This window comes from Paenibacillus sp. AK002, from assembly GCF_053903045.1.
This window is the reverse complement of the sequence record NZ_CP096377.1, coordinates 851382-866746: the sequence shown is the minus strand read 5'-3', so window position 1 is coordinate 866746 and position 15365 is coordinate 851382. Positions and strand designations below refer to the sequence as shown.

Sequence of the window (15365 nt, the reverse complement as noted above, 5' to 3'; positions counted from 1 at the left end):
GGGGCGAAGGAAATGTATTGGGACTTGTTCATGATATTTATTGGCGTAGGCCTTGTGTCTTTTGGCGGCGGTTATGCGGTTATCCCGGTCATTCAGAAGGAGATCACGGAAAAAGGGCTGCTGACCGCAGCGGAATTCCAGCAGACCGTGGCGCTGGCCGGCATGGCACCCGGGTCGATCGCCACCAATGCCGCCACGCTGATCGGCTATCAGACCGCCGGCTATGCCGGGGCCGTCGTCTCGACCGCCGGCATCATCCTGCCGTCGCTGGTCGTCATCGTGATGCTCTCCGCCTTCTTCTACCGCATGCGGGGGAATCCATGGGTGAAATCTTCGTTATACGGCTTGCGTCCGGTCACGACCGGACTCATCGTCTATGCGGCCATTCATTTTGGTTATCCCGATGAGGGCGACGGGGTATTAAGCGGACTCATTCCCACGCTGCTGATTTGCGGAGCTTGTTTATTTCTCCTGCTCAAATACAAACTCCACCCGTTGTTGATTCTCCTTATGGCCGGCGCTGCCGGCATCGTTTTATTTTAACGCGGTAAGGTGAGGCGGGAAGCTTCAGACGGCTCCAACAGCATCCCAATATGGTTCCTTTGTACATCGTGTGCGCGGGTCCCTCCCTGAGGGGCCTGGTGCTTGGTCCGGGGCATGCTTGGATGGCTGGCTGCGAGTGTATGAGTGGTTACAGGGATGGCTTTCCCAAAGAAACGAATAACAAGCCGGAACCTTTATACGGTCCGGCTTGTTCTCGTTTCTTATTTATGGCGCCAACCGTTCCGAAATACGTTTGGCCATCCACTCGTTTACGTCCCAGAGATCCGCGACGGGAGCCCCTGTGAAAGGGAGGGTGTGCATGTACCCGGCCGGACCAAATTCAGGCGTTATGCTGGTGTGACTGAACCCTTGCTCTCTTCGGTATTGGACAATGCGTGACCACCAGGCTTCAAAGACTGTCAGCTCCCGGCCGTATTCAGGCGCCCCGGGATGGGGAACCTGCGGGCCCTGAGCGTAGCCTACGCGCGCGTGAATATGGACGGTCCGGCGTATGGCGGTTTCCATGTCTTCCGCATAGTCCTCCAGCAAGGACTCGGTCACGCAGCACCAGTGGCTGAAATCGGCCGTAATGCTCAGCTCCGGGAACTCCTCCAGCAAGGTGCGCGTCGTCCACGGCGTGAACATCGCCCGCGACCGGTGGGTTTCGTGCCCGATGGTGATGCCGACCTCCTGCTCTATTTTCAGCGCAGCCTCGAAAAAACGCAGCTGCTCCTCGATCTTCATGCCATCCCGGGCGCTATGGGACACGATCAGCTTCGGGCCGAAGGCTGCGGCCCGGCGCGCCTGCTCGGCAAAGGTGTCTTGATGGGGCACGGATGTAGTCACCTGGGCAATGTAATGAAGCTGAAATTCCTCCAGCAAATCCTTAAATTCGGCTTCCAGATTCGCCGGCGGCAGCGGAGCTTCAATTCCCGCGTAACCGGCCTGTGCAGCCCTCGTCAATTGGTCCCTGCAGCTTCCCTCCATGCCCCACAGGGCCTTATACAGCTGAATGTTCAATTCGTGCACGCTCCTTTATCCCCATCCGGGTTATTCGTTGACGAATTTCGTTCCGGCGATGTTCTTTCCACGGGCCAGCCACACCTTAAAACCGGGATTCTTATCCGGATAAACCAGCGCGTCCGTCGAGAAATACCGCATGGTGTACCCGCAGCGCCGGTACGGGCTTGTATTCGGCGCCGCGCCATGAATGATGCGCGAATCGTGAAGCGAGCATTCCCCTGGCTCCAGTTCGAAATAAACCGCCCTAGACTCGTCAACCGAGCCGGTCTTGATTTGGGTGTCGAACAAATTCTTTGTCCCGTCCACCTCCTCATAGTCCGAGAACCCGCTATGATGCGTGCCCGGAATGACGCGCATGCATCCATTTTCCTTCCAGCTGCGGTCGATTGCCAGCCATACGGTGATAATCTTGTCGAAGCTGCTTAATCTTCCGTTCCAGTAGGCCGAATCCTCATGCCAAGGCGTAGCGCGTCCGATATGCGGATCTTTGCAGATAAAATGGCTCGACCACAGCCCGATATTCGGTCCGATGATCGGTTCAACCAGATCAAGCACTTCATCGGCCAATAGGAAATCCAGCAGCCTTTCGTCACGGAAATGCGGGGTATCCAGTTCGTCCGATAGCTTGCTGCCCTTCTCCTCGAGCTGTTCTTCAAAGATGGAGGTCAGTACCTGCATTTTTTCGGCGCTAAAGAGCGGTTTCCGGTATAGGTAATACCCGTTCTCCTTATAAAACTCAACTTCCTGCTTCGAAAGCGCTTGCGTTGTCATCATCATAACCTCCAGTCAAGTAGAAATTTCACCAACTGAGGCCATTATATCCCGGACGGTGACAGCCATACTGCGCATTCGTTAGGAAAAATACTGCATATCTTCGGCTATCCCTGCATGATGGCGGTACTGCCTGGGGGACATCCCTTTTCGCTGACGAAACACCCTCTCGAAATGCCCTAACGTATTGAAGCCGGAGGCGTAACAAATTTCGGTGACGGGCAGCGAGGAAGCCCGAAGCAGCGATTCGGCAAATTGCATTCTGACATTTTGCAGGTAACGCTGAAAAGACTGTCCCACGGACTTCGAGAAACACTCGCTGAAATACGTAGCCGAGTATTGGGCCTGTGCGGCCGCATCTTCCAATCTCAAATCTTCCCGGAAGTGGTGGTGAATGTAGATCAAGGCCCTTTGCAGGTTTACGTTGAGCTGCCGATTCCCGGTCCCGTTCGTGGGCAAAGCGCAGTTTGCGGTACTGCCCCGATTCAGATCCACCAACAGCCGCTGAAGCGTAGCCCGAATCGCGATCTCGCTGCCTTCGCGCGAAGCTCCGGTTTCTTCCCTCATCCGTTCATAATCGGCGAATATCTGCCGGTGCTGCATCTCCTCGAGCTGTGCATGCAGCACCAGCTTGCCTCCGAACAACCAGTGATACAGGTTATCGTCCATCATGGCCTCGGTAAAAATGACATTGTATATTTCGAGAGGCTTTTCTTCCTTGGACACCAGCTCATGGAAGTCGGCCGGCGTCAGCAGGAAGAGGGTTCCGGAAGACAGCGGATACGCGGAGCCGTTGAGCCTATGCTCCCCTTCTCCCCCAACTACATAACTCAGCTCGTAAAATTCATGCCAATGCAGCGGAATCGTCCCCGGATGAATGCCGTGAAATACTTGAACAGGCGCGCGAGGCTGCAATCGGTAATCCTCATTGGTTAGCCTGGGAGGCTGTTTGGTTTCCACTTGTGACGCTCCTTTTCGCTTTTCAATTCACTAAAATCTCACGCCGTGGACGGTCAGGTCGGTACAGGCTAGAGCTCTCTCCGAGCCATGTTCTGCCGGTGCGATTCGGCCAGCCGAGCAAAGTACCGAATGGCAAAATCCCGGAACAGCACCGCCGTCTGCATAAGGTATCGGTCCTTGGGCCAAGACAAGGAAATCGAGCGCTTGCACCAGCTTTCTTCGAGCCTCAGCTGGACGACATCGGGTCCGGTTGATCCGCCCCATGTCACGACCGGCAGGAAGGCGACGCCCTGACCCGCTCGAATGAGACCGCGGACGGTGGCGGGGTCGTCGCTCTCGAATCGGATGCGGGGGGTAAAGCCGGCAAGGCGGCAGAACGCATCGGTCGTTTCACGCAGCGATTTGCCCGGAGGCAGCGTAATGAAGCTCTCTTCCTTAAGCTCCCGCAAGCTGACCCGATCTCGATCCGCAAGCGGATGGTCAGCGGGTACCGCAACCACGATCTCCTCTTCGAGCAAGCACACCGAGGTCGTTCCCTTCGGCGGCTCTGCGCCATCGGACAGGCATAAATCGAAGCTCGGCATCCCTACGGATGACAAAACATGCTGCTGCAATTGGAACTCGGCATTCGGGCATTCTTTGCGAAAATCAGCCAATAGATCCGGCAGCAAATGCGAGGAGACGCGCACATCGAGCGTGATGGCGGCGGAGGTGCTGCTGCTGGCATCCTGCAGCTGCAGCTTTCCGTCCTCCAGCGCCTGCAGCGCCATATCCACTTGATGGAGAAACAGCTTGCCATGCTCGTTCAGACGTATGGATTTGCGTTCCCGCTCGAACAGCTTGGTTCCCAGCTCGGTTTCTAGCGATGCGATCATTTTGCTTAATGCCGGCTGCGATATATGAAGGCTATGGGCTGCTTTCGTCATGTGCTGCATCCGGGCAGCAGTCTGAAAATACTTTAATTGCAACAGTTCCATCTCATTCCAACTTTCTTTGATACATAACTTATCAGTTATCATTTATATAATCTAATATATATTAGGGCTCATCATAGAAACAAGATATAATAATCTCATCTTGTAAGGATAGGAGACGGTCGACTTGATCGTGCAAACATTATCAGGCACAGTGGAAGGCGCCGATTTAAACGGCGTGCATGTATTCCGGGGCATCCCCTATGCTGCCGCACCTGTAGGCAATCGCAGATTCAAGCCTCCGGCCCCTCCGCTCGCTTGGACGGGCGTAAGGCCGTGCAAGCAATTCGGGCCGATCGCCCCCCAGCAGCATCAGCCGAACGGGAACGTGCCCGGGCTTGTTCAGTCCGAGGATTGCCTAAACTTAAATGTGTGGACAACGGGCGTCAGCGAGAAATTAAAACCGGTCATGGTTTATATCCATGGCGGCGGGTTCGTGTCGGGAAACGGAGCGGATTGCGATGGATCCCGCTACGCAGCAGAGGATGGGATCGTCTACGTATCGATCAATTACCGGATTGGTGCGTTAGGTTTTTTGTATTTGGGAGACCTGCTCGGCAACGAGTATGAAACCTCCGGAAACCATGGCATGCTTGATATCATAGCTGCCCTCCGATGGGTTCGGTTGAATATTGCCGCTTTTGGCGGCGACCCGTCGCGGGTAACCGTCATCGGCAATTCTGCCGGGGCCAAATGTACCGCCACCCTCTACGTGATGGAAGCGGCACAGGGCTTATTTCACCGGGCCATTGCCCAAAGCGGCGCAACGCAGTCGATACGGGATTGCCAAACCGCCAATGTCACGACTCTTAGGCTGCTTGAAGAGCTGGGGTTACCGCAAGCACAGGCGCATCAGCTGCTTGAACTTCCTGCGGAGAGAATCATCGAAGCGCAGTCGGCAATCGGCTCCGACACCTCGCGCAGCCTGCATATGTTCGGCCCGGTTGCCGACGGCCATGTCATTCCGTTGGATCCACTGGCGAGTCTAGCCGGGAACGCCGGCCTTCCGCCGCTGCTGATCGGCACGAATGAGAATGAAGCGGCTATTTTTATCCATAACGATCCGGCGCTTCAGTCCCCGGCTTTCGAGACGCTCGAACGATTCTTCGGAGAGAATGCCGCTGTGGCGTGGAATGCTTATGCTTGTTATGAGCAATCGATGGCATCGGGTGAAGCGTGGAGCAAAGCATTGACCGAACATCTCTATACGATCGGAGCGATGCAGTTTGCAGAAGCCGTGGCATCGTCAGGAACTCCTGTATGGATGTATCGGCTCCAATGCGGCGGCTCGCTCGGCGCGATACACGGGTATGAAGGCAGTCTCATCGGCGCGGCATTCAACCGAAATGCGATGCCCGCTGAATGGCACTCCAATGAGGATCCCTATTCCGTAGCCGCCGAGAGCTATGCGCTGGCACGCGCCATGCGGGAAGCATGGGTCGCATTCGTACAAAGCGGAGAGCCGAATATTCGTGCGCTGCCGGCTTGGCCCGTCTATGGGAGCGGGCACCCCACCATGGTACTGGACCAAAACAGCTGCGTTCGAGAGGACCTGCCGGTTCCGGCCGGAATCGGCGTGCCCCATCAGGTTTGGAGGATGGCCTGATGTTGTTGATCCAAATCGCCCTCGTTATGGTGCTGCTCGGACTACTCCTCGGTTTCGTGGGCGCAGGCGGATCGGGTTTTATTATTTCCATCCTGACGGTCGTATTCGGTTATCCCATCCATACCGCGCTGGGTACCGCACTGGCAGCGATGTTCTTCTCGTCGCTTTCCGGTTCGGTCAGTCATTATCGTGAAGGGAATATGGTGCTGAGAACGGGTGCCGTCGTCGGCTTAGCCGGTGCGGCAGGGGCGTGGGTCAGCTCAGGCTGGTCCTCGCTGATTCCCGAGTATCAACTGGGCTTTATGACATCCGGGATGCTCTTCGCCTCCGGACTGGCCTTATGGTTCAGGATGTTGTACGTCTCTCGGCGGTCCCAGGCTTCCGAGGTCTCGGCTCCACCGATTGTCCAGGGTTTCCGGTACTGGCTGCAGGCGCTGCTCATCGGACTGATCACCGGTGCCTTATCGGGTTTGTTCGGAATCGGCTCCACCCCGTTCATCCAGATCGGGCTCATGCTTGTCCTCGGCATGTCGCTGCGCTTTGCTGCCGGTACGACCATGCTGGTCATTATGCCGATTGCGCTGGCCGGAGGCGCCGGATACTTCTCCATCGGATACCTGGATGTTCAACTGCTCGCCGCCGTTGTGGTCGGGACGATGTCCGGGTCGTACGTCGGAGCAAAATTTACGAAGCGCGTACCCGTTGTCTGGCTGAAAACCTGCATGGTCCTTACCCCGATGATCGGCGCTGCCATATTGCTGCTGTAGGGGCTGCTGGAACAGCTTCTAGTTATGTAATAAAATACGGAAACAACAAAAAACCTTCCAATGATCGTCATTCGATCATTGGAGGGTTTTCGTTTTTTGAATGTTAGAATCGAGTCATAATTCGCAAGCGATGGCTTTTATCTATTTACGAACAACGGTATAGCCTTTATCCTCAAGCAGCTTCACGATGCCATGCTCACCCAGATAGTGGGCTGCGCCAACCACGATGAAGTACTCTTCTTTTTTGCCGTTCTTCAGGTATCCGTCGATTTTCTCGGCCATGCCGATGTTTCGGTCAATCAGCATCGCTTTGTTGTATTCCTCATCAGCGGCCATGCTGTTGGTGAACTCCAGCAGCGCCTCATCATTACCCGTCTTCCACATTTCAGCCAATTGCTCCACACCGTCATCCAGGACGTCGAAATTATCCAAGGCGATGTTGAGATTCTTTTCTTGCAGCTCTTTGGAGAAGCCATTAAACATGCCGAGCTGCAATTCATAGGATTCTAGCTCGATTACCGGAATCTTGCGCTCGATCGCTTTCTGGACGAAATACAGATCGATTCCAGCAGCGGCTTCGTATCCAGCCTTCACCGCTTTCAAGCTGCTGATCGTGGTTTCCACTACCCAAGGCTTGAATACATCCAAGGCATTCGGCTTCATACCGCTCTCCGTCAGGATTTTGCCTAGCTTGGCGTACGTCTCGCTGGACACATGATCCTTGAGCGTTGTTCCATCCTTATACATGCCCATATCCATGATCAACTGCTGCTGCGCTTCGTCAGCTGCTTTGCTGACATCAACCTCGACACCGAGATAGTCTGCTTCGGCAAAGGCTTCCTCAAATTCTGGACGCAGCGGGTAGAAGCTGTCATCCGCGATATGCATAGAGCCCACCAGGTACACAGTATTCCCGTTGCTCTCTACTTCCCACATAAACCCGCGGCCGCCGGTCTGCGCGGTTTCCGTCGCCTTGGAAACTAGCAGAACGGTACGGCTTGCTGCATTCCATTTGACCTCATAGCCGGCTGCGTCCCCGACAACCCGAATGGGCGCATAAGTTACGCCATTGATTCGTTTCAGTTTGCCTTTTAAGGTAATGGTCTTACCGTCCACCACCGCAGTAATGGTATCATCTGCAGCCCCCGTCAGCTTCACGTCCAGAGCCTGGAGCGTGCTTCTAAGCGGAACAAGCGTCGTGCCTTTTTCTATAACCGGTGTGCCAAGCGAATATTCGACAACTTGGTTATTCACTTTCACAGCCGGCTGCTGCGGCGCTGCCATGGCAGGCACTGACGTGGCAAGCAATCCCGCCGAAATCGTGAGAGACAAGAGCATGCGTTTCCAATTTTTCATGTATGTAAACTCCTTTATTTTGGTGTAGTCTGGTGCGATAAAGAATAGCCGTTTTATGGGGTTATGTCCGCCATACCGACGTCGGTATGGCGCCCCCGTTAACTCTACTTTTTTTGTTCCAGCAGCCCAAAGACTACTTGCAGCGCTTTACATCTTGTATGCTTTCATTGCTTTTCGAAGCTCCTTGAACGTAGGGCGTTTACCGTACATCAGGACGCCGGTGCGATAGATTTTCGCAGCCAGCCAGCCGAAGACGAGAATGGCCACGATCAGGATCGCCAGCGAGAGCAGAATCTCCCATACGGTAATGTCGCCTAGTCCGATCCGTACCAGAATCGTGGTCGGCGAGATGAACGGAATGTACGAGGACACCTTCATCAGCATCGAGTTTGGAGCGCTCAGGCTAAAGATCGCGATATAGAACGCCACCAGCGACAGCATCGTAATCGGCATGACCGCCTGCCCTAAATCCTCGGTACGGCTGACGATCGAACCAATGGCCGCATAAAGCATCGCATACAAGAAATAGCCAAGGATGTAGAAGATTAAACCGAACACCAGCAGCATCGGATCGATCGCGCTCAGGTCGAGATTCATCTCCTTCAATGTATCCAGGTTGTGCGGAAGCATCAGGTTCACGGCGGCCACGATGCCGAATGCGGCGATCTGCGACAGTCCCAGCAGGAACATGCCGATGACCTTGCCAAACATTTGGCTCAGCGGAGATACGCTTGTAATCAAGATCTCCATAATGCGGGAGCTCTTCTCTGTCGTCACTTCGGATGCGATCATGTTGCCCGTACCCATCAAGGTGAAGAAGAACAGAATAATCAGAGCGTAAACCACAATGTAGTTGATAACCTCGGAAGCCCCTTCCTTCTCATCCGAAGCCCCGTCTGCATCGCCTGATGGATTCGTGCTAATGCTGCGGGCGTCAATCTGAACCGGCGTGTTCAGTTCATTGATCTGGGCATCGGACAAATTGAGTCCTTCTACGATGCTGCGCGTCTTCGCCACCTGCAGCGCTGCTTGCAGATTGGATTGCAGTTCCGGGCTCATGGCCTCGTCTTCGGAGCTGTAGACCACGGTTGGGAACGTATTGCCTTCCTGCGCTTCAAATTTCAAATAACCTTCGATTACGCCGTCTTTAATGTCTTGATTCAGGGCAGCTTCATCTGTCGTTTCGTATTTGACGAATTCGTAGGAATTGGCCGGTAAGCTGCTCCAAGTGGTCTCCAATTGTTCGGCAAGCGTTTGTTCTTGTCCATATACCAGCCCGATGCGGGTGGTCTCGTCGGATCCAGCCTTATCCCCCGTAAACATTTGGATCAGAAAAGGAAGATTGATCCCGATCGTAATAATGAGTGCAAATATCAAGGTTGAAACGAGAAACGACTTCGTTCTTACTTTATTCATGAACGTAAATCGGATAACGGTCCACATATTATTCATTGGATTCACCTACCGCCTTTATGAAGATTTGATTGAGTGTCGGCTCCTTCACTTCAAACCGATGGATCGTGCTTTGCGACATGGCCGTATTCAAAATGTTCTGCGCTGCATCAACCTGACTGATCCGGATGGAGTAGCCGTCCTCTTTGCGCTCCACCGCCGTTACGCCAGGCAGGGCTTCAAGCCCCCGAACTTCACCGGACGTACCGAGCACCACCTCTTCACGAGGATACTTGGATTTGATATCCTTCAAATTCCCTTTTACCACCGTATTGGAGCGATGGAGAATCGTAATGTTTTTGCACAGTTCCTCAACGTGTTCCATCCGGTGAGTGGAGAACAGAATGCTCGTTCCTTTGTCTCGGAGTTCTTTTACCGTTGATTTCAGAAGCTCGACGTTAACCGGATCCAGTCCGCTGAAGGCTTCGTCGAGAATGAGAATTTGCGGGTCATGGACAACCGCTGCGATAAAGCCCATTTTTTGCTGATTACCCTTGGACAGCTCTTCGATCTTCTTGTCGTAATAGTCGGGAACTTCAAACCGTTCCAGCCAGTACTTCAAACTCTTGTCGGCGTCTTTTGCAGACATGCCCCGCAGCTGAGCCAAGTAGGAAATTTGCTCGCTGACCTTCACTTTCGGGTATAACCCGCGTTCTTCCGGCAAGTACCCCATAATGTGGCGAAGTTCCTTGTTGTAAGGCTTTCCGTTGTACAGGATCGTACCGTCATCCGGGTAGATCAGTCCAAGCACCATCCGCATGGTGGTGGTTTTGCCGGCGCCGTTCGCCCCGAGCAGCCCGTAGATTTCACCTTCCTCAACCTGAAGCGAAATCCGGTTTACTGCCGTTTTGTCTGCATAAATCTTAACTACATTGTCTAATTGCAATCGTTGCATCTTTTAAAAACCCCTCTCTATCCTAGTTCTGCACATTGGCAGGCATGTTTCCGTCAATCCATAATCGAAGCACTTCATCCAGCTCCAGGGAACGGGTCTGAATAAACGGGATGCCTGCAGACTGCAAGATCCTCTCCACTTCCAAGCATTCCGTCGTTATAAAAGAAATCGTGCTCGCTGTCTCTTGCTTAAAGCTCAGAATACCCGGCAGCTCCTCTACAATGGAGGCATCTCCCTGAATCCAGCATTCCCTCCAGTTGTCCAGCAGCGAATCCTTCTCCACCATGCCGAGCATCTTCCCATGATGGATGAGAATAACATAATCGGCCAGGCGCCGGATTTCATCCACCACATGGGTGGAGAGCACGATGGTTGTATCCATGGACTTCATCACTTTGTGCAGCTGATCGATCATCAGCTTCCAGGCGAAGGGATCCAGGCCCGAGGAAGGTTCATCCAGCAGCAGGAACTTGGGCCTTGGCGCCAGAGCAGCGGCAATCTCGAACTTGCGGCGTTCCCCCTTGGACATCTTGCGCAGTTTGACGCCCCGCGGGACATCGAACCGGGATAGAAGCTCATCGAAAAAATAACCGTCCCAATCGTCATACCAGGATGCGCGAAAGCTGGCCGCTTCATCCACCGTCATATGCTGTTCTTCTATGCTTAGCTGTTCAGGAACGAATCCCATCTGTTTACGGATCGAGACCGGAAGCTCTCCTCGGTAAGACTCGCCGAACCAGGTGATTTCGCCTTCGTCCGGAAACACGGTCTGCATCATCATATTCAGCAGCGTGCTTTTTCCCGAGCCGTTAGGCCCCACCAGGGCAACGATATATCCTTGGGGAATCGATAATTGTATCGGGCCGATGGTTTTCGTTCTTCGCCGTTTAATGACATTACGAAATTCAATAACATGCGGTTCCATGGAATGTTAGCGACCTCCTTTGGCATCATATTTTTCCCGGACAACTTCCATGAACATCTCTTTCATCTCTTCTTCATTGAATTGAACGGCAAGCCCTTTATCTACAGCATCCCTTAATGCCTCAATGACCGCATCGCGTTTATATTGTTCTCGGGCCTGGTCGCCGACGCCTGCAACGAAAGTTCCGGTACCTTGCCTCGTTCGCAGCAGCCCTTCATTCTCAAGATCCTGATACACCCTGCGCACCGTAATGACGCTACACTTCAGATCTCCGGCAAATTCCCTAATGGATGGCAATAACGTTCCCTCCTCGATTTGACCGCTAATAATGAGCGAGCGCAGCTGTGTTTCAATCTGGTGATATAAAGGCTCTGCGCTATTTTCATTGATCTGTATCAGAAGTCGCACCTTTTACCACCTCGCTTTTCTTTTGTACATAAGCCCGTGCCATTGCATGCCATACGGATTCATCTTAAGGCCCTTCATGATAAATCCCTGGTCTGCTGCCGCGTGTAGGTTAACTTGCTCATGAGCAGCATGGACGCCAATCCCGCAATCAGCGCACCCCACATCACCGGAGATAACAGGCCCCATTGCATGGCGGCGTTTGCTGAGAATTCGAATATGCTGTAACCCAGAAGGCTCAGTACAGCGACCGATCCCGCAATGAAAAAATTCAAAATAACGGTATTCCTTAGATACACCTTGCCGCTGCTCATACTTTCCCAGTAAATATAAGGTCCCGTTAATAAAAATCCAACCCCGACCCATGTCAGCATAAAGGCGATATAGCTTGGAATATCCATCACGCTTCTTAGGTGATTGCCTATAGCGTAGATGATTCCGTAAAACACGATGCTGTTGATGGCAAAAGCGATCAGGGAATTAATGATCCGGCTAACAAAAATAGCGGAAGCCGGCACCGGTATGCTCCGGTAGAAGTACAGCATTCGGGTGTATGAATCCTCGTTCAAATATTTGAAGGACTTTCTGTTAAATAAAAATCCTACAAAAGGAGCAAAAAGCACCATGATAAAATCGACAAACGGGTTATTGTATTCGTCTAGATGCTCGAACTGAACGTTTATGACGACGCTCGTGGCAAACCCCATGTACAGCATGAACAGTATCGTCCATATGATTTGGAGCTTATCGCTTGCGAAGTCTTTCTTCACGATCTTCATCGCATTATGGAAAACCTGTTGCAATGCGTCTCACCCTTTCATTCCTTCATACATTCATTTCGTTCTATCATCACAGTCTGAGTTACACTGTGCTTAGTGTGATTACTGTGCTCACTGTGTATATCTTTATACACAGTATATAGTGTGCATATAAACAGTGTCAATAGAAGTTGTAAAATTTTATAATTTCCTGGTTTCAACAGCGACCGGAACGGGTTCACTCCCCGTCTGCCCACACAGTACACCCGGTTGAGATAACCACGGGTGTTCCTTCCCTGCGGCGGCTCACTCAACAGCATCCCTGCTCAAGGGGAGTGCAGCCGTGGAGGAGACCTGGCGTTCGCCTTTGAAACCGGGAAACTACCACCTCCTCTAATCCCAGTTTCCTGGTTTCAACAGCGACCGGAACGGATACACTCCCCCTCCTGCCCACACAATACACCCGGCTGAGATAACCATCGGGTGTTCCCTTCCCTGCGGCACACTCAACAGCATCCCTGCACAAGGGGAGTGTAGCCGTGGAGGAGACCTGGCGTTCGCCTTTGAAACCAGGAAACCACCACCTCGTCTAATCCCAGTTTCCTGGTTTCAACAGCGACCGGAACGGATACACTCCCCCATCTGCCATCACAATACACCCGGCTGAGATAACCATCGGGTGTTCCCTTCCCTGCGGCTCACTCAAGGACATCCTGCTCAAGGGGAGTGTAGCCGTGGAGGAGACCTGGCGTTCGCCTTTGAAACCGGGAAACTACCACCTCCTCTAATCCCAGTTTCCTGGTTTCAACAGCGACCGGAACGGATACACTCACCCTCCTCTGCCCACACAGTACACCCGGCTGAGATAACCATCGGGTGTTCCCTTCCCTGCGGCTCACTCAACAGCATCCCTGCTCAAGGGGAGTGCAGCCGTGGAGGAGACCTGGCGTTCGCCTTTGAAACCGGGAAACTACCACCTCCTCTAATCCCAGTTTCCTGGTTTCAACAGCGACCGGAACGGATACACTCCCCCCTCCTCTGCCCACAATTGAGCCGCCAAAACAAAAAACACCCGCCAGATTTCTCTGACGGGTGTTCTCCTCCATTACATTCCAAATATGACTTTCCATACAGGCTGGGTATGTCCGCCCGGGTACAACAGGTACAGCAAGGTATACACGGCTACGCCGGTGATGGCCGTAAAGAACCAGATGATTGACGTAACCTTGCCCCACTTGCGGTGCGTGGAGAATTTCTCCTTGAAGCCGAGGACCAGCGTCGTGATCCCGAACACAGCGGCTACGGTAGCCAGTACAATGTGGAAGATCAGGAATACCTGGTAATACGGCTTCAGGTCATCAGGTCCGCCCCATGACGTGTTACCGATGAATACGGTGCGCGAAGAATAGATGATAAAGAAGATGACGGCTGCGATGGCCGCCCAGATCATCACTTTCTTGTGGGCCTCGCGCTTCCCTTTAATGATAAGTCCCCAGCCAATCGCCACCAGAACGGCGCTGATGACGATGAACGTTGTACTGACCGTGGGAAATATAAAAAACCAATCCATATGGATCCCCCTTCAATAAATCCTGTTACGCCTGATTGAGTTTGCCTGGAGGAATCTCGCCAGGCAAAGGATCGTCTTCCTGATTTTCTCGTTTGTACCAGTGAAAGAACACATAGGCCAGCATCGAAGCAAAAATGATTTCCTGGAAAAACTTCATGATGATCCCGCCCACTCGCTGGTCAATCGCTGGCTCCAGGTAGCCGAAGAACTCCGGCCCGCCGAACTGGCTGAGCAACGCGGTGGTATCGCCGGCAACGCAATAGCCCATCGCCTTCGCCCATACCACTGGATCGCTATAAGTTGCGTACATCGGTTCGCTTGAGAAAATAATGAGCCCGCATGCCGGTGTCAGCAAGACCATGTTGAGAAAGATGTATCCCATCTTCATAAGCCCTGACGAATTGTCCTTCTCCGGAATCGGTTTAATGATGGCCCACCACATCAGCAGCGAGGCGATAAACAGGATCAGGTAATACAGACGGTGCACCCAGAAGTTTAACATGACAAAGTCATGGATGACCGGGATGTGGTAAAACGAAAACAAGCCGTTAAACAGAACCGCGGCAACAATCGGACGCGCAAGGAAACCGAGCTTCTTAAACGGATTGACCTTGTCGAAGGCGCGCCACATCCAAACAGGAATACCCAGAATCAAGAGCGGCACTGCCATTAGATAGGACATGGCCATACTGACCATATGAAACGAGAACATTGTATGCCCGAGCAGTTCAATAGGTCCACCCTGTGCGAGATAGAACGTTAGCATACCGCCTACAAACAGTGTTTTCCTTCCTGCGGAAACCGGAGCACTCCCTTCAAAGCGACTGCTTAGCGGCCCGGTCAACAGGAAGTAGCCTGCCGTAACGAGCAGCATAAATGCCAGGAACAAGGGACTCCATTTATCTGCAAAACTAAAATATTCTAAGCCCAGCATGCAAAAACCTCCCCTAAACGGGTTAAATTCTGTCGAAATTGTGACACCTTCCTACGACTTAAAAAAAGAGGGGGCTGAAGTAGCCCACCTCTTTTTCATTTTACCACCAAACCCAGAACAGTGCCATGACAATACAGGTACTAGCTACGAAGAAGCCGCCAATCATGAACAGGATTGGCATCAGATGCCCTTTGTCCTTCAAGTGCATCCAGTAACCCATTTGCACGAACACCTGCAACACAGCCATAACCAGCAAAAGGATGATCGTAAATGCTGTGTTGATGCCACCGGCTGCGACAGCCGCAAAAGCAATCGCAGTCAAGACGATGGAGAAAATAAAGACGACAATGTGTTTCTCAGGACCTTCCACACGATGGCGGTGTTTCACTGTAGGCCCCTCATTGGATTGTTGATTCGCAGTCATTC

Annotated in this window: 16 protein-coding genes; 3 read left to right on the top strand and 13 right to left on the bottom strand. The window is 52.8% G+C overall.

All coding sequences use genetic code 11. The features are described from left to right. Window positions 1–12 precede the first annotated feature (12 nt). The gene (locus tag M1D70_RS03745) at window positions 13–543 is read left to right on the top strand and encodes a chromate transporter (RefSeq protein WP_456289163.1); all 531 of its coding nucleotides are present in this window, start codon (window positions 13–15) and stop codon (window positions 541–543) included. Between the two features lie 225 nt (window positions 544–768). On the opposite strand, the gene M1D70_RS03740 is transcribed toward M1D70_RS03745, so the two are convergent. From M1D70_RS03740 to M1D70_RS03725, 4 genes are all read right to left on the bottom strand, one after another. Continuing rightward, on the bottom strand, window positions 769–1572 hold the full coding sequence (locus M1D70_RS03740) for a sugar phosphate isomerase/epimerase family protein (RefSeq protein WP_456289162.1): 804 nt from the start codon (window positions 1570–1572) through the stop codon (window positions 769–771). A gap of 21 nt (window positions 1573–1593) precedes the next feature. Next, window positions 1594–2340, bottom strand: coding sequence for a phytanoyl-CoA dioxygenase family protein (locus M1D70_RS03735; protein ID WP_456289161.1), 747 nt, complete (start codon window positions 2338–2340; stop codon window positions 1594–1596). Window positions 2341–2418: 78 nt separating this feature from the next. Continuing rightward, window positions 2419–3297, bottom strand: coding sequence for an AraC family transcriptional regulator (locus M1D70_RS03730; protein ID WP_456289160.1), 879 nt, complete (start codon window positions 3295–3297; stop codon window positions 2419–2421). 68 nt (window positions 3298–3365) lie between these two features. Further along, entirely contained in the window at window positions 3366–4232 is an 867-nt protein-coding gene (locus tag M1D70_RS03725; protein ID WP_456289159.1) for a LysR family transcriptional regulator, read from the bottom strand. Between the two features lie 172 nt (window positions 4233–4404). Between M1D70_RS03725 and M1D70_RS03720 the strand changes: the two genes are divergently transcribed. Together M1D70_RS03720 and M1D70_RS03715 are read left to right on the top strand one after the other, a co-directional pair. Beyond that, a complete protein-coding gene (locus M1D70_RS03720; protein WP_456290382.1) occupies window positions 4405–5877 on the top strand; it encodes a carboxylesterase/lipase family protein in 1473 nt (490 codons plus the stop codon). After that, entirely contained in the window at window positions 5877–6644 is a 768-nt protein-coding gene (locus M1D70_RS03715; protein WP_456289158.1) for a sulfite exporter TauE/SafE family protein, read from the top strand. Before M1D70_RS03720 ends, M1D70_RS03715 begins: the two co-directional genes overlap by 1 nt. A gap of 141 nt (window positions 6645–6785) precedes the next feature. Here M1D70_RS03715 and M1D70_RS03710 read toward each other — a convergent pair whose 3' ends face one another. From M1D70_RS03710 to M1D70_RS03670, 9 genes are all read right to left on the bottom strand, one after another. After that, window positions 6786–8000, bottom strand: a complete 1215-nt coding sequence (locus M1D70_RS03710) for a TraB/GumN family protein (RefSeq protein ID WP_456289157.1) — start codon at window positions 7998–8000, stop codon at window positions 6786–6788. A gap of 147 nt (window positions 8001–8147) precedes the next feature. Further along, entirely contained in the window at window positions 8148–9452 is a 1305-nt protein-coding gene (locus M1D70_RS03705) for an ABC transporter permease (RefSeq protein WP_456289156.1), read from the bottom strand. After that, window positions 9445–10347, bottom strand: a complete 903-nt coding sequence (locus M1D70_RS03700; protein ID WP_456289155.1) for an ABC transporter ATP-binding protein — start codon at window positions 10345–10347, stop codon at window positions 9445–9447. Before M1D70_RS03700 ends, M1D70_RS03705 begins: the two co-directional genes overlap by 8 nt. 22 nt (window positions 10348–10369) lie before the next feature. After that, complete coding sequence (locus M1D70_RS03695; protein WP_456289154.1) at window positions 10370–11272, bottom strand: ABC transporter ATP-binding protein; 903 nt, start codon at window positions 11270–11272, stop codon at window positions 10370–10372. A gap of 6 nt (window positions 11273–11278) precedes the next feature. Continuing rightward, on the bottom strand, window positions 11279–11680 hold the full coding sequence (locus M1D70_RS03690; RefSeq protein WP_009590531.1) for a GntR family transcriptional regulator: 402 nt from the start codon (window positions 11678–11680) through the stop codon (window positions 11279–11281). Between the two features lie 74 nt (window positions 11681–11754). Beyond that, window positions 11755–12480, bottom strand: a complete 726-nt coding sequence (locus tag M1D70_RS03685; protein WP_009590536.1) for a hypothetical protein — start codon at window positions 12478–12480, stop codon at window positions 11755–11757. Between the two features lie 1060 nt (window positions 12481–13540). Next, window positions 13541–14005, bottom strand: coding sequence for a DUF420 domain-containing protein (locus tag M1D70_RS03680; RefSeq protein WP_009590512.1), 465 nt, complete (start codon window positions 14003–14005; stop codon window positions 13541–13543). Between the two features lie 25 nt (window positions 14006–14030). After that, window positions 14031–14939, bottom strand: a complete 909-nt coding sequence (ctaG, locus tag M1D70_RS03675) for a cytochrome c oxidase assembly factor CtaG (RefSeq protein WP_009590521.1) — start codon at window positions 14937–14939, stop codon at window positions 14031–14033. 100 nt (window positions 14940–15039) lie between these two features. Next, a complete protein-coding gene (locus M1D70_RS03670; protein ID WP_012818913.1) occupies window positions 15040–15363 on the bottom strand; it encodes a cytochrome C oxidase subunit IV family protein in 324 nt (107 codons plus the stop codon). Window positions 15364–15365: the final 2 nt, after the last annotated feature.